Here is a 19,157-nt window from a genome sequence, read left to right as displayed (position 1 = left end):
CACCGGCCGGTGGGGTGCGGTCCCGTCGGCGGAGCGTCGTGAGGGGCGGCATCCCGCTGGGGCGCCCGTTCGGGGTGCCGCTGGTGCTGGCCCCCTCGTGGTTCCTGTTCGCCGCGCTGATCGTGGTCGTCTTCGCGCCCGCGGTGCAGTCCCGGGTGCCGGGTCCGGCGTCGTACGCGGTGGCGTTCGGGTACGCGGTGCTGCTGCTGGTCTCGGTGCTGCTGCACGAGGTCGCGCACGCGCTGGCGGCGCGGTGGTCGGGCGTGCGGGTGACCGGCATCGTCCTCAACGTCTGGGGCGGGTTCACCTCCCACGAGGGGCGCACGGGCCCGGGCAGCAGCCTGCTGATCGCGGTGGTGGGCCCGGTGGTCAACGCCCTCATCGCGCTCGTGGCCTGGCGGGCCGGCGCCGTGGTGCGCGAGGCGCCGGACGGGGGCGGGGTGCTGGCCCTGCTGCTGGCGGCGCTGACGCTGTCGAACGCGCTGCTGGCGGTGTTCAACCTGCTGCCGGGCCTGCCGCTGGACGGCGGGCACGCGCTGGAGGCGATCGTCTGGAAGCTCCGCGGGGACCGGGTGGCCGGGACGGTCGCGGCCGGCTGGGTCGGGCGGGTCCTGGCGGTCGTGGTCTTCGCGGCGGGCCTGCTGGGGCCGCGCCTGCTGGGCCTGGAGCAGTCGATCACCGACGTCGTGTGGGCGGGTCTGGTCGGGGCGCTGCTGTGGCAGGGGGCCTCGGAGGCGCTCCGGTCGGCGACCGTGCAGCGGCGGGTGCCGGCGCTGTCGGCGCGCGCGCTGCAGCGGCCGGCGATCGGGGTGAGCGCGCGGGCGACCGTGGAGGAGGTCGTCCGCTCGGCGCGGGCGGCGATCGACGCGGGGGCCGCGGCGGGGTCGGCGCGGGACCTGGAGGTCGTGCTCGTGACCGACGACGGGGTGCCGGTGGCGGTCGTGGACACCGCCGCGCTGCGGCGGGTCCCGGAGGAGCGGCGCACGTCGCTGGGGGCCGGGGCGACGGCGCGGGCGCTGCCGCCGCGCTCGTGGCTGCCGGAGGACCTGGCCGGCGAGGACCTGCTGCAGGCGGTGCAGGTGCGTCCGGGGGAGCACGTCGTGGTGGACACTGCTGGGCGGGTGCGTGGCCTGCTGCACACCGGTGACGTGATCGCGGCCGTGACCGCGCGCTGACCTTCGGACGACTGGAAGAGGATTCCCCGTGATCGACCCTGCCCACCCGCCGACGGGTGCGAACACCCGCCGTGGTCCCCTGCGCGAGGGGGAACGGGTGCAGCTGACCGACCCCCGGGGGCGGATGCACACCATCACGCTGACGGCCGGGGCGGAGTTCCACACCCACCGCGGCAAGTTCCTGCACGACGACCTCATCGGGCGCCCGGACGGGACGACGATCGTCAACACGGCGATGGTGGAGTACCTGGTGGTGCGGCCGCTGCTGACGGACTTCGTGCTGTCCATGCCGCGCGGTGCCGCCGTGGTGTACCCCAAGGACGCCGGGCAGGTCGTGCAGATGGCCGACGTCTTCCCGGGGGCGACGGTCATCGAGGCCGGCGTCGGGTCGGGGGCGCTGACGATGTCGCTGCTGCGCGCCGTGGGCGACGGCGGGCAGGTGCACTCCTTCGAGCGGCGGGCCGACTTCGCGGACGTGGCGCGCGGCAACGTCGAGACGTTCTTCGGCGGCCCGCACCCGGCGTGGACGCTGCGGGTCGGCGACCTGGTCCAGACGCTGCCCTCGACGGGGCTGCAGGCCGACCGGGCGGTGCTGGACATGCTGGCGCCGTGGGAGTGCCTGGACGCGGTGGCCGACCACCTGGCTCCCGGCGGGGTGCTCATCTGCTACGTGGCGACGGCGACCCAGCTGTCCCGGGTGGCGGAGGCGTTGCGCGAGGCGGGCCGGTGGACCGAGCCGGAGGCGTGGGAGTCGATGGTCCGCGGCTGGCACCTGGAGGGGCTGGCGGTGCGCCCGCAGCACCGGATGATCGGGCACACCGGGTTCCTCATCACCTCCCGCCGGCTGGCCGACGGCTACGCGCCGCCGCTGCGCAAGCGCCGCCCGGCCCCCGGCGCTCACCCGACCGACGGGGAGGGCGCCGAGGGCACCGAGGTGGAGGTGGTGGAGGGCACCGAGTACGGCGACCGACCGATCTCCGACCGCAAGGTCCGCCGGGCGGCCCGGGAGGCCGCGCGGGGTGCGCAGGCCTCGGCCGGGACCGACGACTGACCCGTCCCGGACGCCGGTCCGGCGGTCCCTACAGGAGCCACTGCCGGGGCGGGTTGCTGACCTCGGGGACCGCGCGGTCCCCGGGGCCGGGCGCGGCCCAGCGGACCCCGTTGGCCAGGACCTGCTGGATCTCGGGCTGCTGGTAGACGGGGTACTCCTGGTCGCCGGGGGAGAAGTAGAAGATCCTCCCCCGGCCGCGGGTGAAGGTGACGCCGGAGCGGAACACCTCACCGCCGGCGAAGGAGCTGATGAAGACCAGGTCGTCGGGGTCGGGGATGTCGAACAGCTCCCCGTACATCTCCTGGCGCGGGATGACCAGGGGGTGCGGGATCCCGGCGGCGATGGGGTGCGACGGCTTGACCGTCCACACCAGTTCCTGCTCGCCCTCGTTGCGCCAGGCCAGGGAGCAGGTGGTGCCCAGCAGCTTGCGGAAGATCTTCGAGAAGTGCCCCGAGTGCAGGACGAGCAGGCCCATCCCGCCGAGCACCTGCTCCTCGACGCGGGCGACGACGGCGTCGTCGACCTGGTCGTGGGCGGCGTGGCCCCACCACAGCAGGACGTCGGTGCGGGCCAGGACCTCGGCGGTCAGGCCGTGCTCGGGGTCGGCGAGCGTCGCGGTCGACACCTCGGCGTCGGGCAGCAGGCGGCGCAGTCCGGCGGCGATGGCGCCGTGCATGCCCTCGGGGTAGTACTCGCCGATGTCCGCCGGGTGGTTGTTCGCCTCGTGGACGCCCTCGTTCCAGACCAGGACCCTCACGCGCTCGTCCCCCCGGTCCGCTCGACCTGCTCGACCCTCCCGGAGGCGGCGGACCTCGCCGCGGCCTCCATGAGGGCCACGCTGCCCAGGTTGGAACGGCCCGTGACGTCGGGGGCCGCGCCGCCGCGGACCGCGCGGGCGAACTGCCGCAGGCCCGCCGAGCGGCCCCACAGCTCCATCGTCGGCAGTTCCACGGGTTCGGCGGCCCTGCCGCGCAGGCCGAGGCGGACCTCGTCGTCGGCGGGGCCGTCGTCGCCGCGGCCGGTCAGGGTGAGGTACCCGTCGGCGCCGTCGAAGACCCACTCGCCGTCCCAGGCGGTCTGCGGCGCGCGGGAGACCCAGCTGCCGCGGTAGCTGCACACCAGCCCGCCCTCGAGCTCGACGACGAGGACGGCGGAGGCCTCCTCGGTGTACCGGCTCCACGGCGGGTCGGTGACCTTGGCGTACACGCTGACGGCCTCGCGGCCGGTCGTCATGCGCAGCAGGTCGAAGTGGTGGATCGCCATGTCGTAGATGAGCGGGTGCGGGAACTGGTAGTGCCGGTACGTCCCGGCCGGCTCGTCGTGGTCCCAGCGGCGGAAGTCGACGTGGACGACCGACAGGTCCCCGACGGCGCCCTCGGCGATGAGCCGGCGGGCGGTCTGCGCGCCGGGGTAGAAGCGGTAGTTCTGGCTGACCTGCAGGACCAGCCCGAGCTCCTCGGCGCGCTCGACGGCCGTGCGGGCCTCGGCGACGGTGCCGGCGAAGGGTTTCTCGACGAGCACGTGCAGGCCGGCGTCGAGGGCCTCCAGCGCCACCGGGACGTGGAACGTCATGGGGGCGGTGACGACGACGCCCTCGGCGGGGACGGCCTTCGCGGCCTCGGTCAGGGAGGTGAAGCAGACCTCGTCGGGCAGGCCGAGGGTCTTCTGCGCGGCGCGCAGCGTCGGCTCGTGGGCGTCCACGATGGCCACCCGCTCGACCTCGGTCACGGGGGGGATGGCGTTCTTCTCCCAGTCACCCCCCCAGCCGCCGAGCCCGACGTGGATGATCCGGACCTTGTCCTGGGTGCTGTCAGCGTCGACCACGGTCGAGACGCTACACGCCGGGGCACGCCGGGGGAGGGGGTGCCACCCCCGGTCCGGGATCGTTGCCGGACGGGGTCGCTCAGCCCGGTCCGGGCCCGGTGGCGACCGGTCGCGCCGGGTCGGTGACCCACTCCGACCACGACCCCGGGTACAGGACGCCGGAGAACCCGGCCACCTCCAGGGCCAGCAGGGTGTGCGCGGCGGTGACGCCGCTGCCGCAGTACACCCCGACCGTCCCCCGCCCCTGCCCCACGCCCAGCTCCTCGAACCCGGCGCGCAGCCGCGCGGGCGGCAGGAACGTCCCGGAGGGGGTGAGGTGGCCCGTCGTCGGGTGGTTCACGGCACCCGGGACGTGCCCGGCCACGGGGTCGACCGGTTCGGTCTCACCGCGGTACCGAGCGGGGGCGCGCACGTCCAGGACGAGCCCGTCGCGGGCCAGCGCGGCGACGGCGTCGGCGTCGAGGACCGGCAGCGCACCGGCCCGCACGACGACGTCGCCGGCCCCCGGCGCCGGGACGTCGGTGCTGACGGCCCCGCCCCGCGCGACCCAGGCGGCCAGGCCCCCGTCGAGGACGCGGACGTCGCGCAGGCCCGCCCAGCGCAGCACCCACCAGCCGCGCGCGGCGCTGGTGGAGTCCGCCGCGTCGTACAGGACCACCGGTGAGCCGGTGGACACGCCCGCGGCGCGCAGCACCTCCTGCAGCGCGTCCGGGTGCGGCAGCGGGTGGCGGCCCTCGCCGGGGCCGCGGGGGCGCGACAGCCCGGTGTCGAGGTCGACGAAGACCGCGCCGGGCAGGTGCCCGCGGGCGTACTCGCCCGCCCCGGCGGGACCGGTGAGGGACCACCGCACGTCCAGCAGGACCGGCGGGTTCGGGCCGGCGAGCTCGCGCTGCAGGGCCACGGCGTCGACGAGGGTCACCGGGCCACTGTGCCACCGGCGCGCCGGGTCCCGGCCGGGCCCCACCGGGGTGCAGCGCGCCCGGGGTAGCGTCCCCGGGTGCTGCGCTGGTCCCGCGTCCCCGTCCTGCGCCGCGTCGAGCCGTTCGTCGTGGCCGTCCTGGCCGCCGTCGCGCTCGCCGCGGTGCTGCCCGCCGGCGGGACCCCGGCCGCGGCCCTGTCGTGGGTCACGACCGTCGGCGTGGGCGCCCTGTTCCTCGTCTACGGGGCGCGCACGGCCCCGGCCGAGGCGCTCGCGGGACTGCGCGACTGGCGGCTGCAGGGGTCGGTCGCGGCGGCCACGTACGTGCTGTTCCCCGTCCTGGGGCTGCTGCTGAGCCTGGCCGTGGCCCCGTTCCTGGCCGGCGGGCTGGTGGCGGGGGTGCTGTTCCTGGCGGTGCTGCCCTCGACCGTGCAGTCCTGCGTGGTGTTCACGGCCACCGCCGGTGGGGACGTGCCCGCCGCGGTGGTCGGCGCGACCGCCTCGAACCTGGCCGGGATCGTCCTGACGCCCGTGCTGGCGGCGCTCCTGCTGGGGTCCTCGGCAGCCGGCCCCGACGGCGCGGCGGTCGGCCGGATCGTCCTGCAGCTGCTCGTGCCGTTCCTGGCCGGTCTGCTGGCCGGCCGGTGGGTCGGCCCGTGGGTGCGGGCGCACCGGGCGCCGCTGACCCTGCTGGACCGCGGCGTGATCGTCGCGGTCGTCTACGCCGCGTTCAGCCGCGGTGTGCGCCAGGGGGTCTGGCGGGAGGTGGGTGCCGGTGAGGTGGCCGTCGTGCTGCTGTGCGCGGCGGTGCTGCTGTCGGCGGTGCTGGCGGTGACGTGGTGGGCGCCGCTGCTGTGGCGGGCCGGGCGGCCCGCCCGGGTGACGACCGCGTTCTGCGGCTCGAACAAGTCGCTGGCGACGGGGCTGCCGATGGCGACGGTGCTGTTCGACCCGCACGCGGTGGGGCTGGTGGCGCTACCGGTCATCCTCTACCACCCGCTCCAGATCACGGTCTGCTCCTTCCTCGCCGCCCGCCTCGGCCGCGCGCCGCAGCTGCAGGGGTGAGGCGTCGAACTCGACGTGGACGCGCTCGAACCCCTTGTGCCGCTGGGCCTGCGCGATGCGGGTGTAGGCGCGCTGGTCGCCGTCGGTGAGCTCGACCGCGTCGGTGAAGGGGGTGAGCAGGGCGCGGGGGAACAGCCGGCGGCTGCGGACCACGTCGGCCTCCACGCACAGCACGACGCAGCAGGAGGTGACGAACAGGAAGGCGATGAGCCCCAGGATGGCGGTGAAGACCTGGTTGGAGACGCTGGTGCGGTCGCTGACCAGGCCCACCAGGTTCTGGCCGAACCGCTGCAGGAACTGCCACACCACGGCCATCGTCAGCGCCCCGGGCAGGACGGTGCGGAACGCCGGCCGGTGTGCGGCGGCGAGCCAGAAGGCCATGGTGAACCCCACGGCCGCCAGCGCGGTGTAGCCGATCCGGCTGAGCCACCGCAGCAGGGTGTCGCTGCCGCCGCCGATGACGTCGCCCAGGACGATGTTCAGCACCGTGGTGCCCACGACGAACAACCCGGCCGTGACCATGAGCAGGAGGCTGCGCAGCCGGGACTTGAACGGGTTCGGGCGCTCGTTGCGGGGGATGCCCCAGGCGACGTTCACGGCGTTCTGGACCGCCAGCCCGACGCCGAGGGAGCCGTACAGCGCGCCGGCGATGCCGATGGCCAGCCCGGCCCCGCCCCCGCCGAGCTTGCCGGGGTCCCCGATCTCGTCGCCGATGACCGGGATCTGCCCGGCGGCGGAGTTCACGATGGCGTCCTGCGCGCCGGGGTCGCCGGCCAGGACGTACCCCAGGACCGTCGACAGCAGCAGCAGCAGCGGCACCAGGCTCAGCAGGCCGTAGTAGGTGACCAGGGCCGCCAGGTAGGCGCCCTGGTCCTCGAAGAACTTGTAGACGACGGCCAGCGGGTAGCTGACCAGCCGGTGCCGTCGCTGGAACCGGTCGAGCCGCGCGACCCACGACATCGACTTCTTCCCCCCGCTCCGACCGGCACGCCGGGACGAGGGTACGGGCCGCCCCTCAGCCCCGCACGTCCGCCAGGAGGGCGACGACGCGCGACCACACGGGCGAGGCGGGGTCGATGACGGAGAAGTGGTCCCCGTCCTCCTCCACCACGTGCACCTCGTCGCCCGCGGCGGCCGCGGCGTCGGCGAAGCGGCGGGAGGCGTCGAGCAGGTCGGGGTCGTCGCCGCGGCAGCACACGACGGCCACCGGCGACCCCAGCGGCAGCCGCTCCAGCGGGGACGCGGCGGCGTAGACGTCCGGCAGGTCCTGCGGCGTGCCGCCCAGCGCGGCGGCCACGGCGTGCTCGGACAGCCCGCGGGCGTGGGCCGAGCGCAGGTCCAGCACGCCGGCCAGGGACACCGTCAGCGCGGGCCGGACCGCCGACAGGGCCAGGTCCGCGGCGAGGCGGGTCACGAGCTGGCCGCCCGCGGAGTGGCCCAGGGTGACGACGCGGGTCAGGTCCAGGGCGGCGTCCACGGCCCCCAGGACGCCGAACCCGGCCGCGACGTCGGCGGTGGTGGCGTCCCAGCCGTGCACGTCGGGGCGGCGGTACTCCAGGTTCCACGTCGCCCAGCCGCGCGCGGTGAGGTCGGCGGCCGCGGCGTGCATGAGGTCGTTCTCCCAGCGCGAGCGCCAGTAGCCGCCGTGGACCAGGACGGCCACGGGGACCGGCCCCTGCCCGGCGCCGGTGGGCAGGCGCAGGTGGGCGTACTGGTCGGGGTGGGGCCCGTAGGGGACGCGCAGCGGCGGCGCGGTGCGGTGGAAGAACCAGTCGTCGACGGCGAAGCGCAGACCGCCGGCGCCGCGGTGGCGGACGTGGCGGCGCACGCGCGGGGAGGGGTCGGGCCCGCGGGCGTCGAGGTCGACCCGGACGACGTCGACGGCCAGGTCGGGCAGGAGGTCCGCGACGGGGGTGTCGTCGCCGGTGAGCAGCAGGAACTCCCCGGTGGCGCCGGCCGCGGCCGCGCGCAGCTCCCGCAGGGAGCCGGTGCGGACCAGGGTGCCCTCGAGGCCGCGAGCGGCCAGGGCGCGCTCGAGGAGCTCCTGCTCGGTGCGCGAGCCCACGCCGGGGGCGGCCAGGGCCAGGACGCTCACGAGCCGATCTCCGTGCGGACGGCGTACAGCTCGGGGAAGAACGTCAGGTCCAGCGCGCGGGCGAGGAAGTCGACGCCGGAGGAGCCGCCGGTGCCGCGCTTGAACCCGATGGTGCGCTCGACGGTCTTCAGGTGCCGGAACCGCCACAGCTGGAAGTTCTCCTCCAGGTCCACCAGCTCCTCGCAGGCCTCGTACTCGGTCCAGAACTCCTGCGCGTGCTCGTAGACGCGCCGGAAGACGGGGACGAGGGCGGGGGTGTGGACGTGGGCCTTCGTGACGTCGCGCGTCAGCAGCTCGGCGGGGACGGCGTGCCCGCGGCGGGCCAGGAAGCGCAGGAACTCGTCGTAGAGGCTGGGGGCGTGCAGCAGGGCGGCCAGCTCGGCGTGGCGGGGCCCGTCGTGGGCGAAGACGTCGAGCATGCGCGCGTTCTTGTTGCCCAGGACGAACTCCACGGCGCGGTACTGGTGGGACTGGAAGCCGGAGGAGTTGGCCAGGAACCCGCGGAACTGGGCGTACTCGGTGGGTGTCAGGGTGGCCAGGACCGACCACTGCTCGGTGAGGGTGCGCTGGATGTGCTTGACGCGGGCGATGTTCTTCAGCGCCGTCTTGAGGTCGTCGGCGGCGATGGCGGCCACGGCCGAACGCAGCTCGTGCAGGACGAGCTTGAGCCACAGCTCGGAGGTCTGGTGCTGGACGATGAACAGGAGCTCGTCGTGGTGCTCGGGCACGGACAGGGGGTGCTGGGCCGACAGCAGCTCGTCCAGGTGCAGGTAGGCGCCGTAGGACATCTCGCGGGTGAAGTCGGTGACGACCCCGTCCTCCACCGCGCGGGTGTTCGCGGGCGTGTCAGCGGGCGTGTCAGCGGGGGTGTCAGCAGAGGTGTCAGCGGGGGTTCCGCCGTCCCGGCTCACCGGGCCCCCCGCACGACCCGCTCCAGCGCGGCGACCCCGTCGGCGACCTCGGCGAAGCGGGTCGACAGCGGCGCCAGCCCGAGGCGGATGCCGTCGGGGGTGCGGAAGTCGGGGACCACCCCGGCGGCCCACAGCCGCCGGGTGACCTCGCGGAAGTCCGCGCCGCTGGTGCCGGCGCGCAGCGTGACGTGGCCGCCGCGGGCGCCGTCCTCGCGGGGGGTGGCGACCTGCACCCCGAGGGGGGCCAGCAGCTCGTCGGCCAGGTCCAGGGCGAAGCGGGTCAGCAGCAGCGACTTGGCCCGGACGGCCTCGATCCCGGCGCGCTCCAGCTGCTCCAGGCCCACGCGCACCGGGACCATGCCCACGACGGGCGGCGTCCCGGAGATCAGCTGCCGCACCCCGGGGTCGGGCTGGTAGCCGCGGCCCATGGCGAAGGGGTCGGCGTGCCCCATCCAGCCCTGCACCGGCTGGCGCAGCACGCCCAGGTGCCGCTGGGCGAGGTAGGCGAAGGCGGGGGCCCCGGGGCCGCCGTTGAGGTACTTGTACGTGCAGCCCACGGCCAGGTCCACGCCCCAGGCGTCCAGGGCCAGCGGCACGGACCCGGCGGAGTGGGACAGGTCCCACAGGACCAGCGCGCCGGCGTCGTGGACGACCGAGGTGATGGCCCGCGCGTCGGCCAAGTGCCCGGAGCGGTAGGCGACGTGGCTGAAGGTCGCCAGCGCGGTGCGGGGGCCGACGGCGGCGGCGACCTGCTCGGCGGTGATCCCGGCGGCGGGGTCGGTCTCGATCCAGCGCAGCGTGATCCCCCGCTCGGCGGCGACGCCCTCCAGGACGAAGCGGTCGGTGGGGAAGTTGTCGGTGTCGGCCACGACCTCGTCGCGGCCGGCGGCCAGGCCGTGGTCCACCGCGGCGCGCACCAGCTTGTAGAACAGGACGGTCGTGGAGTCGGCCACGACGGTCTGCCCGGGCCCGGCGCCGAGGGCGACGCGGCCCAGCAGGTCACCCAGGTCGGTGGGCCAGTCCATCCAGCCGCCGTCCCCGACCCGATCGTCGTGGCTCCACCCCTGGATGAGCCGCCCGCCCCACTCGCCGCGGACGAAGGCCTCGACCGCCGCGGCGGTGCGCCGCAACGGCCGGCCCAGGGAGTTGCCGTCGAGGTAGGCACCGACCCCGGGGACCCCCGCGGCGCTCGCGTCGAGGAGGAACTCGTCGCGGAAGGGGGCCAGCGGGTCGGCCGCGTCCAGCTCCCGCGCGCGCTCGGCGGCGCGGCCGGTGGTGCGGCCGGTCGTGTCGGGGGTGGTGCTCACGGGTCTCTCCTCGGGAGGGGGGGTCGTCGCGGGGTGCTCCCTCCGGCTCAGAGTGTGGCGGATCCCGGGCCGCCGCCGGGGGCGGGCCGCGGTCGCGCGCCGCCCGGCCCGGGGTGACGGGTGGTGACGCGCGGTGACGCGCCGGGGGGCGCGCCGGGGGGATCCGCCGCGCGATCGCCGCACCGCGGGTTAGTGTCGAGTGCACCACCCAGAGGGGAGATGCGCCATGACGGAACCCCAGCGCCGCTTCGGCGGCGGCGGTGAGCGGGATGCCCGCCACCTCGCCGCGCTCGAGGAGCAGCTCGGAGCAGCCCGGACCCGACTCGCCCAGGTCAGCGCCCAGAACGACCGGCTGGCCACGACGCTGCGCGAGGCCCGGGACCAGATCGTCGCCCTCAAGGCCGAGGTCGACCGCCTCGGACAGCCACCGGCCCAGTTCGCCACCTTCCTGGAGGCGGGCACGGAGGAGGGCACCGCCGACATCGTCTCGGCCGGCCGCCGCATGCGGGTGGCCGTGAGCCCGTCCGTGGACCTGCGGGCCCTGCGCCCGGGGCAGGACGTGATGGTCAACGAGGCGATGAACGTCGTCGCGGCCTTCGACTACGAGCGCACCGGCGAGCTGGCCACGGTCAAGGAGGTCCTCGGGGACGGGCGGGCGCTCGTGCTGGCCCGCGCCGACGAGGAACGGGTGGTGCGCCTGGCCGGGCCGCTGGAGGACGGCCCGCTGCGGGTGGGCGACTCCCTGACGATCGACACCCGCTCGGGGTTCGCCTTCGAGCGCATCCCCAAGGCCGAGGTCGAGGAGCTGGTCCTGGAGGAGGTGCCGGACATCGACTACGAGGACATCGGTGGCCTGGGGCCGCAGATCGAGGCCATCCGCGACGCGGTGGAGCTGCCGTTCCTGCACGCCGACCTGTTCCGCGAGCACGGGCTGCGCCCGCCGAAGGGGATCCTGCTGTACGGCCCCCCCGGGTGCGGCAAGACGCTCATCGCCAAGGCCGTGGCCAACTCCCTGGCCAAGAAGGCCGCGGAGCTGCGCGGGGAGACCCAGGCCAAGAGCTACTTCCTCAACATCAAGGGCCCTGAGCTGCTCAACAAGTACGTCGGGGAGACCGAGCGCCACATCCGGCTGATCTTCGCCCGGGCCCGGGAGAAGGCCGGTCAGGGCACGCCCGTGGTCGTCTTCTTCGACGAGATGGAGTCGCTGTTCCGCACCCGCGGCTCGGGGGTGTCCTCCGACGTCGAGACGACGATCGTGCCGCAGCTGCTGTCCGAGCTGGACGGGGTGGAGCGGCTGGAGAACGTCATCGTCATCGGCGCCTCCAACCGCGAGGACATGATCGACCCGGCGATCCTGCGCCCGGGCCGGCTGGACGTGAAGATCAAGATCGAGCGTCCCGACGCCGAGAGCGCCGGGCAGATCTTCAGCAAGTACCTGACGCCGGACCTGCCGCTGCACGCCGACGACCTCGCGGTCAACGGCGGCAACCCGCAGACGACGGTGGACGAGATGATCCGGGCGACGGTGGAGCGCATGTACACCGAGACCCCGGAGAACGAGTTCCTCGAGGTCACCTACGCCGGGGGCGACAAGGAGGTCCTGTACTACAAGGACTTCAACTCCGGGGCGATGATCCAGAACATCGTCGACCGCGCGAAGAAGATGGCCATCAAGGACCTGCTGACGTCGGACCAGCGGGGTCTGCGGGTGGACCACCTCATGAGCGCGTGCGTGGACGAGTTCAAGGAGAACGAGGACCTGCCGAACACCACGAACCCGGACGACTGGGCGCGGATCTCGGGCAAGAAGGGGGAGCGGATCGTCTTCATCCGCACCCTGACGCAGGGCAAGAAGGGCACCGAGGCGGGCCGTTCGATCGACACGGTCGCCAACACCGGCCAGTACCTCTAGACCTGCTGCACGGCCACCTCCGTGGGCCGCACCTCGCGCTGGCGGGGTGCGGCCCACGGTGCGTGCAGGACCCACGGCACGCGGCTCAGCGGCGTGCGCAGCGGCAGGCAGACCGCGAGCGCCGCGGCGACGAGCAGCACGGGGGCGGTGAGGTCGAGCAGCGGCACGTCGCCCAGGGGGTCCAGGGCCAGGACGAGGACGCCCAGGACGATCTCGTGGGTCACGTAGACGGGCAGGGTGCGGGCGCCGATGCCGGCGAGGGCGCGCCCGAGGGCGGTCCCGGCCAGGCGGGCGGCGAGCAGGACGCCGGCGACGACGGCCCCGGCGCCGACGAGCAGGCGCACGCCGGGGACCTGGACGAGGCTGAGCCCGGTGACGGCGAGGGCCAGGGCGCCGACGGCGGCGGTGGCGCCCAGGGCCAGGGGCCAGCCGGGGGTGCGGGTGAGGGCGCGCAGCGCGGGCCCGCGCAGGCGCACGCCGGCGGCGAAGAAGACGAAGAGGGTCAGGACGTCGTTCCAGACGAAGCTGTACCGCACGAGGGGCCCGGGGCCGAAGACGGCGGAGACGACGGCGGCGACCGGCAGCAGCACGGCCGTGGGCACGCGGCGGGTGAGGCGGCCGACGGTGAGGTACAGCGCCAGGGCCAGCAGGTACCAGGCGCCGTTGCCGGGCAGCAGCAGGGTCTGGTCGAGCCAGCCGCGGGGGCCGGTGGGCAGGTCGTCGCGGGCGTAGGGGATGAGGCTGAAGACGACGAAGGCCGCGGTGGCCCACAGCAGGTAGACCCACAGGTCGCCGCTGACGCGGCGGCGCAGCAGCTCGGGCCAGGGGCGCTGGACGGCGCGGACGGCGAGGAGGCCGGACAGGAAGAAGAACAGGGGCATCCGCAGCAGGCGGAGGGTCTCGTCCAGGGCGGTCCAGCCGTGGTGGGCGAACCCCTCGGCGGTGGCGAACAGGACGGCGTGGTGGACGAGGACCAGCACGATGGCGGCACCGCGTGCGGTGTCGACCCAGGTCAGGCGGGTGGTGGTGGGCACGGCGCTCCTGCGGTGGCTCGTGACCCGCGGGTCACGGTGGGGTCACGGGCGGGCCGGATCCTTCCACCATTCGGGCCAGTGGGCCAGCAGCTCGCGGGTGTCGGGCACGAACGACCACGTGCTGTCAAGGAGACGTCGACGCAGGGTGCTGGTTTCCTCCCACCAGGCGTCGGCGACCTCGCTGGGCTGCAGCACCAGGGGGGTGCCGTCCCAGCGGGCCTCGTAGACGTGGGCGAGGTAGTGGGCGGTCTCGTCGCGGTACCAGCGGACCAGGACGGGGCGCAGGCCGGTGCCCGGGTCCACGTCCAGGCCCAGCTCCTCGCGCAGCTCGCGGTGGGCGGCGGCCAGCGGGGTCTCCCCGGCGTCGACGACACCGCCGGCGAGGCAGTCGTGGGCGCCGGGGTTGAGGTCCTTGGCCGTGGTGCGGCGGTGGACCAGGACGCGGCCGCGGTCGTCGCGCAGCAGCACGCCGGTCGCGGCGTGGGGCAGGTTGCGGGTGCGGACCTCCCGGCGGGGCGCGCGGCCGGTGACCCGGCCGGCGGGGTCGCGGGGGTCGTAGAGGGCCACGAGCTCGGTCGCGGGATCGACCGCGTCGGGTGGGGTCGTGCTCACCGTGGCCACGCTAGGACGCGGTGTGCGCCGGGTCCGACGGTGGGGGGACGCCGGGTGCCCGCGGGCCCGCCCTGAGGAGGACCCGCAGCGGTGGGGGCACCACCTAGGGTGACGCTGTGCACCCCTCCTCCCCGCGTCGCGCCCCCTCCCGTCGACCCGCGCGGGTGCTGCCCGCCGCCGCGGTCGGGGTGGCCGTGCTCCTGGTGGCCGGGTGCGGCGGCGACGAGGACGAGGCCTCGTTCACGACCGGGACGGTCGCGCGCGGGGACGTCGAGCAGGTCGTGGACGCCCCCGGCCAGGTGCAGCCGCGGGCCTCGGCGGTCGTCCCGGCCCCGGCCTCGGGGACGGTGGCGACGCTGGCGGTCTCCGACGGCCAGGAGGTCCAGGCCGGTCAGGTGCTCATGACGATCGACTCCCCGTCGGCGGTGCAGGCGCTGGAGGCCGCCGAGGCGGCCGACCGGGACGCCGCCCGCTCGACCTCGCCGTCCTCGTCCTCCTCGGCCCGCTCGGCCGCGCAGCTGGCGGCGCAGCAGAAGAAGGCGGCCGCCGACGCGCAGGCCCGCTTCGACGAGGCGCAGCGGCAGGCGCAGGCCATCGCCGATCCCGCCGCCCAGGCGGCCGCGCTGGCGGCGGTGCAGTCCTCGCGCACCCAGTACCAGCTGCTGTCCGCCCAGACGCAGGCGCTCGTCGACCAGGTGAACGCGGGCCTGGGGAACCTGGACACGGCCGTGGCCTCGCTCGGCACGGCCCAGCGGGTGCAGACGCGGGCGGCGGTGCAGGCCGCGCGGGCCACGGTGGACGCGCTGACGGTGGTCGCGCCCATCTCGGGGAAGGTCTCGCTCGGCTCCAGCGGTGGCGGCGGGTCGTCGCTGCCGGCCGGGGCCGAGCAGCTGCTGGCCGGCAGCGGGGTCTCCCTGCCGGCGGCCGGGGCGCAGGACCCCGCGGCGGGCTCGCCGGTGCTGGCCCAGGGGGCGGCGGTGGCGCAGGGGTCGACCCTGGTCAGCGTCGTGGACGCCTCGACGCTGAGCCTGACGGCGGACGTCGACGAGACCGACGTGCTGCAGGTCCGGCCGGGCGTGGGGGCCGAGGTGGCGGTCGACGCGGTCGACGGCGCGACGTACCGGGCCACGGTGACGGGGGTGGACCCCACGGCCCGCACGGCCAGTGGCGGCGCGGTGACGTACACGGTGCGGCTCAGCTACGACGGCGGGACCGCCGCGGACGGGAAACCGGCCCCGGCGCCGCTGCCGGGCATGAGCGCGAACGTGTCGATGGTCGTGCAGCGCGTGCAGGGCGTCGTGGAGGTGCCGTCCGCGGCGGTGCTGCGGGAGGGGGCGCAGAACGGGTCGCCGACCTCGGACACGGTGTGGGTCGTCTCCGGCGGCACCGCGCAGCGGCGCGACGTGACGGTCGGGGTCCGCGGGGAGGACGACGTGGAGATCACGGCCGGGCTGCGCGGCGGGGAGACGGTCGTGACCCGGGGGGCCGCCGACGTGCGGCAGGGGCAGCAGCTGTCGTGACGTCCCGGACCGACCAGCAGCGCGACGACCAGCAGCGCGACCAGCAGCGCGACCAGCAGCGCGACGACCGGCAGGAGAGCGCCCTGAGCACACCCGACCCCACCGGACCGGGCGCACCGCCGGGCCCGGCCGCCATCGAGGCCGTCGGGGTGACCCGCTCCTACCGCTTCGGCGACAGCACCGTCGAGGCGCTGCGGGGGGTGAGCTTCACGGTCGCCGAGGGCGAGTACGCCGCGATCGTGGGACCCAGCGGCTCCGGCAAGTCGACGCTCATGCACCTGCTGGGCTGCCTGGACCGGCCGACCTCGGGGACGCTGCGGGTCGGCGGCCGCGACGTCGCGCAGCTGTCCGACGGTGAGCTGGCGGACCTGCGCAACCGCGAGATCGGCTTCGTCTTCCAGGCCTTCCAGCTGCTGCCGCGCTCCAGCGCGGTGGACAACGTGGCGCTGCCCCTGCTGTACCGGGGCGTCAAGGCCCCGCAGCGGCGCGCGCGGGCGGCCGCGGCGCTGGAGGCGGTGAACCTGGGGCACCGGCTGACGCACCGGCCCTCGCAGATGTCCGGCGGGGAGCAGCAGCGGGTGGCGATCGCGCGCGCCCTGGTGGGGGAGCCGCGGATCCTGCTGGCCGACGAGCCGACGGGCAACCTGGACTCGCGCAACGGCGCGGAGGTCATGCGGATCCTGGAGGAGCTGAACTCCACCCGCGGCGTCGCGGTCGTGCTGGTGACCCACGACGACGAGGTCGCCGGCCGGGCCCGGCGGCAGGTGCGGGTGCGCGACGGGCTGGTCGAGCTGGACACCGGCGCGGGTCCGGGAACGGGTCCGGGGGTGGGCCGGTGAAGGGCTGGGAGGCGTTCCGCGTGGCGTGGGACGCGTTGCGCGGCAACCGGCTCCGCAGCCTGCTGACCATGCTGGGGATCGTCATCGGCATCGCGGCGGTCATCGTCGTGGTCTCGATCGGCGCCGGCGCGCGCCAGCAGATCGAGCAGCAGGTCGAGGGGCTGGGCTCGAACCTCATCCTCGTGGTCCCTGGGCAGTTCGACACGGGCAACCTCTCCGGCAGCGGCCCGGCGACCTCGACCATGCAGGTCGCCGACGGGGAGCTGCTCGCCGCGGTCACCGGCGACCCGGAGACGGTGACGGCGCGCATCAGCACCGGCGCGCAGGTGCGCGCCGGCACCACCGAGCGCTTCCAGACGATCCAGGGCGCCGACCAGAACCTGCCGCGGGTCCTGAACCGGCCCGTGGCCGAGGGGCAGTACTTCACGTCGGTCGACGTGGAGTCGCGGCGGCGGGTCGCGGTGCTGGGGTCGGCCTCGGCGCAGGCGCTGTTCCCGGGCGCGGACCCGGTGGGCCGGCAGATCACGATCGCCGGGACCCGGTTCGACGTCATCGGCGTGCTGGCCGAGCAGGGGGAGAGCTTCGGGGTCTCGCAGGACAACGAGGTGCACGTGCCCATCACCACGGCCCAGCGGTTGTTCGGCATCGACCGGGTCGACGCCTTCGCGGTCAAGGCGCCGTCGGCCTCGAGCGTGCCGGCGCTGTCGGAGCGGCTGTGGCAGGCCATGAAGCGGCAGTACCCCGACCAGACCTTCTCGGCGGTCACGCAGACGCAGATCCTCGGCGTCATCGGGCAGATCCTGGGCCTGCTGACCGCGGTGCTGGCGGCGATCGCGGGCATCTCGCTGCTCGTGGGCGGCGTGGGCGTCTCCAACATCATGCTCGTCTCGGTGCGGGAGCGGACCCGGGAGATCGGGCTGCGCAAGGCGCTGGGCGCCCGCCAGCGCGACGTGCTCGTGCAGTTCCTCGTCGAGGCGGTGCTGCTGACCAGCGTGGGCGGCGTCATCGGCATCCTCATCGGCGTCGGCGGGTCCCTGGCGGTGGACCGGCTCTCGCCGCTGCCGGCCAGCATCGAGTGGTGGAGCCCGGTGGTGGCCTTCGTGGTCTCGGCCGCGGTGGGCATCTCCTTCGGCGTCTTCCCCGCGCGCCGGGCCGGGCGGCTGGACCCCGTGGTGGCCCTGCGGACCGAGTGATCCCCCGCACGTAGGGTTGCGGCATGACGGTGCGTCGCGTGGTCGGGATCGAGACGGAGTACGGCATCTCGGTGCCGGGGGACCCGGGCGCGAACCCGATGCTGCTGTCGGCGCAGGTCGTCAACGCCTACGCCACGGCCACCACGGGGGGCCGGGCCCGGCCGCGCTGGGACTACGAGGACGAGGCGCCGCTGCGCGACGCGCGCGGGTTCGAGGTGGAGCGGGCCAAGGCGCACCCCTCGCAGCTGACCGACGCCCCGGGCCGGTCCCGGCGGGCCGCGCCCAACGCCTCCGACGTCGCCGGCGCGGAGACCGAGGACCCCACGATGGCCAACGTCATCCTCACCAACGGCGCGCGCTTCTACGTCGACCACGCCCACCCGGAGTACTCCTCCCCGGAGGTCCTGACGCCCCGCGACGCGGTGCGCTGGGACCGGGCCGGGGAGCTGATCCTGCTGGAGTCGCTGCGGCGGGTGGCCGCCACGCCGGGCCTGACCCCGGTGACGATCTACAAGAACAACACCGACGGCAAGGGCGCCTCCTACGGCACCCACGAGAACTACCTCATGGACCGCTCGACGGCCTTCGGCGACGTGGTGCGGCACCTGACCCCGTTCTTCGTCTCCCGGCAGGTCTTCACCGGCGCCGGCCGGGTCGGGCTGGGGCAGGACTCGCGCGAGCCGGGGTACCAGATCAGCCAGCGCGCCGACTTCTTCGAGGTCGAGGTGGGCCTGGAGACGACGATGAAGCGGCCCATCATCAACACCCGCGACGAACCGCACGCCACGGCCGAGAAGTACCGGCGGCTGCACGTCATCGTCGGCGACGCCACGATGTGCGAGGTCGCGACGCTGCTGAAGGTCGGCACCACCTCGCTGGTGCTGTCGATGCTGGAGTCGGGCTGGCTGGACTCCAGCCCCGCCGGGCGGCTGCAGCTGTCCGACCCCGTCCGGGCCCTGCACGAGGTGTCCCACGACCCGGGCCTGAAGCGGCTGGTGCGGCTGCGCGACGGCCGGCAGCTGACCGCGCTGTCGGTGCAGCGGGCCTACCTGGAGGCGGCGCAGGCGTTCGTCGCCGACCGCTACGGCGCCGACGTCGACGCCGACACCGCCGAGGTGCTCACCCGCTGGGAGCAGGTGCTGGGCAAGCTGGAGACCGACGTGCTCTCCGCGGCCCGCGAGGTCGACTGGGTCGCCAAGCTGCGGCTGCTGGAGGGCTACCGCTCCCGCGACGGCCTGGGCTGGGACAACGCCCGGCTGGCCGCGGTGGACCTGCAGTGGTCCGACGTGCGGCCCGAGAAGGGCCTGTACCTGAAGCTGGCCGAGCGCGGGCAGGTGGAGCGGCTGCTGGCCGAGGAGGACGTGCGCCACGCCGTGGACCACCCCCCGACCGACACCCGGGCCTACTTCCGCGGCGAGTGCCTGGCCCGGTACGGCCCGCGGGTGGCGGCCGCCAGCTGGGACTCGGTGATCTTCGACGTCGCCGGCCGCGGGGCGCTGCAGCGGGTGCCGACCCTGGAACCGCTGCGCGGGACCCGCGAGCACGTCGGGGCACTGCTGGACCGGTGCGAGACCGCCGAGGAACTGGTCGCGGCGCTGACGGGGTGAGGTGCGGCACGCACCGCGCCGCCGCACCGGTCGCGGGGTTAGTGTCGGGGGGATGAACCGGACCGCGTGGTCCGGTGCCGAGCCGTCAGGGGG

General features: G+C 75.2%; 17 protein-coding genes. 8 read left to right on the top strand and 9 right to left on the bottom strand.

Annotation, left to right across the window (positions count from 1 at the left end; translation table 11 throughout):
* Positions 1-38 precede the first annotated feature (38 nt).
* Together BJ968_RS00950 and BJ968_RS00945 are read left to right on the top strand one after the other, a co-directional pair.
* Positions 39-1,175, top strand: a complete 1,137-nt coding sequence (locus tag BJ968_RS00950; protein WP_179748418.1) for a site-2 protease family protein — start codon at positions 39-41, stop codon at positions 1,173-1,175.
* Between the two features lie 28 nt (positions 1,176-1,203).
* Positions 1,204-2,226, top strand: a complete 1,023-nt coding sequence (locus BJ968_RS00945) for a class I SAM-dependent methyltransferase (RefSeq protein WP_179748416.1) — start codon at positions 1,204-1,206, stop codon at positions 2,224-2,226.
* Between the two features lie 28 nt (positions 2,227-2,254).
* Here BJ968_RS00945 and BJ968_RS00940 read toward each other — a convergent pair whose 3' ends face one another.
* From BJ968_RS00940 to BJ968_RS00930, 3 genes are all read right to left on the bottom strand, one after another.
* Positions 2,255-2,983 carry a ThuA domain-containing protein gene (locus BJ968_RS00940; RefSeq protein ID WP_179748414.1) on the bottom strand — a complete coding sequence of 243 codons (729 nt, stop codon included), beginning with the start codon at positions 2,981-2,983 and terminating at the stop codon, positions 2,255-2,257.
* Positions 2,980-4,050 carry a Gfo/Idh/MocA family protein gene (locus BJ968_RS26210; RefSeq protein WP_179748412.1) on the bottom strand — a complete coding sequence of 357 codons (1,071 nt, stop codon included), beginning with the start codon at positions 4,048-4,050 and terminating at the stop codon, positions 2,980-2,982. Before BJ968_RS26210 ends, BJ968_RS00940 begins: the two co-directional genes overlap by 4 nt.
* Positions 4,051-4,129: 79 nt before the next feature.
* Positions 4,130-4,969: a rhodanese-like domain-containing protein gene (locus tag BJ968_RS00930; RefSeq protein WP_179748410.1), complete on the bottom strand. Its 840-nt coding sequence runs from the start codon at positions 4,967-4,969 to the stop codon at positions 4,130-4,132.
* A gap of 78 nt (positions 4,970-5,047) precedes the next feature.
* On the opposite strand from BJ968_RS00930, the gene BJ968_RS00925 reads away from it, so the two are divergent.
* Positions 5,048-6,034, top strand: a complete 987-nt coding sequence (locus BJ968_RS00925; RefSeq protein WP_179748408.1) for a bile acid:sodium symporter — start codon at positions 5,048-5,050, stop codon at positions 6,032-6,034.
* Here the strand turns inward: BJ968_RS00925 and BJ968_RS00920 are convergent.
* The 4 genes from BJ968_RS00920 to BJ968_RS00905 all read right to left on the bottom strand — a co-directional run bounded on the left by BJ968_RS00920 (position 5,945) and on the right by BJ968_RS00905 (position 10,347).
* Positions 5,945-6,994 (bottom strand): YihY/virulence factor BrkB family protein, encoded by a 1,050-nt coding sequence (locus tag BJ968_RS00920; RefSeq protein WP_179748405.1) that lies wholly within the window; start codon positions 6,992-6,994, stop codon positions 5,945-5,947. The genes BJ968_RS00925 and BJ968_RS00920 overlap by 90 nt on opposite strands.
* 55 nt (positions 6,995-7,049) lie before the next feature.
* Complete coding sequence (locus BJ968_RS00915; RefSeq protein ID WP_179748403.1) at positions 7,050-8,129, bottom strand: alpha/beta hydrolase fold domain-containing protein; 1,080 nt, start codon at positions 8,127-8,129, stop codon at positions 7,050-7,052.
* On the bottom strand, positions 8,126-8,953 hold the full coding sequence (gene kynA, locus BJ968_RS00910; RefSeq protein WP_179748402.1) for a tryptophan 2,3-dioxygenase: 828 nt from the start codon (positions 8,951-8,953) through the stop codon (positions 8,126-8,128). Before kynA ends, BJ968_RS00915 begins: the two co-directional genes overlap by 4 nt.
* An 83-nt stretch (positions 8,954-9,036) precedes the next feature.
* Entirely contained in the window at positions 9,037-10,347 is a 1,311-nt protein-coding gene (locus BJ968_RS00905; RefSeq protein ID WP_179748399.1) for an aminotransferase class V-fold PLP-dependent enzyme, read from the bottom strand.
* Between the two features lie 226 nt (positions 10,348-10,573).
* On the opposite strand from BJ968_RS00905, the gene arc reads away from it, so the two are divergent.
* The gene (arc, locus tag BJ968_RS00900) at positions 10,574-12,259 is read left to right on the top strand and encodes a proteasome ATPase (protein ID WP_218884676.1); all 1,686 of its coding nucleotides are present in this window, start codon (positions 10,574-10,576) and stop codon (positions 12,257-12,259) included.
* On the opposite strand, the gene BJ968_RS00895 is transcribed toward arc, so the two are convergent.
* Both BJ968_RS00895 and BJ968_RS00890 read right to left on the bottom strand, forming a co-directional pair.
* Positions 12,256-13,293, bottom strand: a complete 1,038-nt coding sequence (locus tag BJ968_RS00895) for an acyltransferase family protein (protein ID WP_179748397.1) — start codon at positions 13,291-13,293, stop codon at positions 12,256-12,258. The two genes, arc and BJ968_RS00895, sit on opposite strands and share 4 nt — an antisense overlap.
* A 42-nt stretch (positions 13,294-13,335) precedes the next feature.
* Positions 13,336-13,905: an NUDIX domain-containing protein gene (locus tag BJ968_RS00890; RefSeq protein ID WP_343077734.1), complete on the bottom strand. Its 570-nt coding sequence runs from the start codon at positions 13,903-13,905 to the stop codon at positions 13,336-13,338.
* 116 nt (positions 13,906-14,021) lie between these two features.
* Between BJ968_RS00890 and BJ968_RS00885 the strand changes: the two genes are divergently transcribed.
* The 4 genes from BJ968_RS00885 to dop all read left to right on the top strand — a co-directional run bounded on the left by BJ968_RS00885 (position 14,022) and on the right by dop (position 19,064).
* On the top strand, positions 14,022-15,425 hold the full coding sequence (locus BJ968_RS00885; protein WP_179748395.1) for a permuted SH3 domain-containing protein: 1,404 nt from the start codon (positions 14,022-14,024) through the stop codon (positions 15,423-15,425).
* A gap of 83 nt (positions 15,426-15,508) precedes the next feature.
* Positions 15,509-16,264: an ABC transporter ATP-binding protein gene (locus tag BJ968_RS00880; protein WP_179755965.1), complete on the top strand. Its 756-nt coding sequence runs from the start codon at positions 15,509-15,511 to the stop codon at positions 16,262-16,264.
* On the top strand, positions 16,261-17,457 hold the full coding sequence (locus BJ968_RS00875) for an ABC transporter permease (protein ID WP_179748393.1): 1,197 nt from the start codon (positions 16,261-16,263) through the stop codon (positions 17,455-17,457). The genes BJ968_RS00880 and BJ968_RS00875 overlap by 4 nt, the downstream gene beginning before the upstream one ends.
* 23 nt (positions 17,458-17,480) lie before the next feature.
* The gene (dop, locus tag BJ968_RS00870; RefSeq protein WP_218884675.1) at positions 17,481-19,064 is read left to right on the top strand and encodes a depupylase/deamidase Dop; all 1,584 of its coding nucleotides are present in this window, start codon (positions 17,481-17,483) and stop codon (positions 19,062-19,064) included.
* The last annotated feature ends 93 nt before the right edge of the window (positions 19,065-19,157 follow it).

Origin of the sequence: Kineococcus aurantiacus (assembly GCF_013409345.1) — a bacterium.
Taxonomy (GTDB): domain Bacteria; phylum Actinomycetota; class Actinomycetes; order Actinomycetales; family Kineococcaceae; genus Kineococcus; species Kineococcus aurantiacus.
The sequence above is the reverse complement of the archived record's forward strand: the minus strand, read 5'-3'. Positions and strand labels throughout refer to the sequence as shown.

Excerpts from the sequence above, each read along its gene's own strand:
- arc (WP_218884676.1), top strand. The coding sequence starts at position 10,574 with ATGACGGAACCCCAGCGCCGCTTCGGCGGCGGCGGTGAGCGGGATGCC.
- BJ968_RS00920 (WP_179748405.1), bottom strand. The coding sequence starts at position 6,994 with ATGTCGTGGGTCGCGCGGCTCGACCGGTTCCAGCGACGGCACCGGCTG.
- dop (WP_218884675.1), top strand. The coding sequence starts at position 17,481 with ATGACGGTGCGTCGCGTGGTCGGGATCGAGACGGAGTACGGCATCTCG.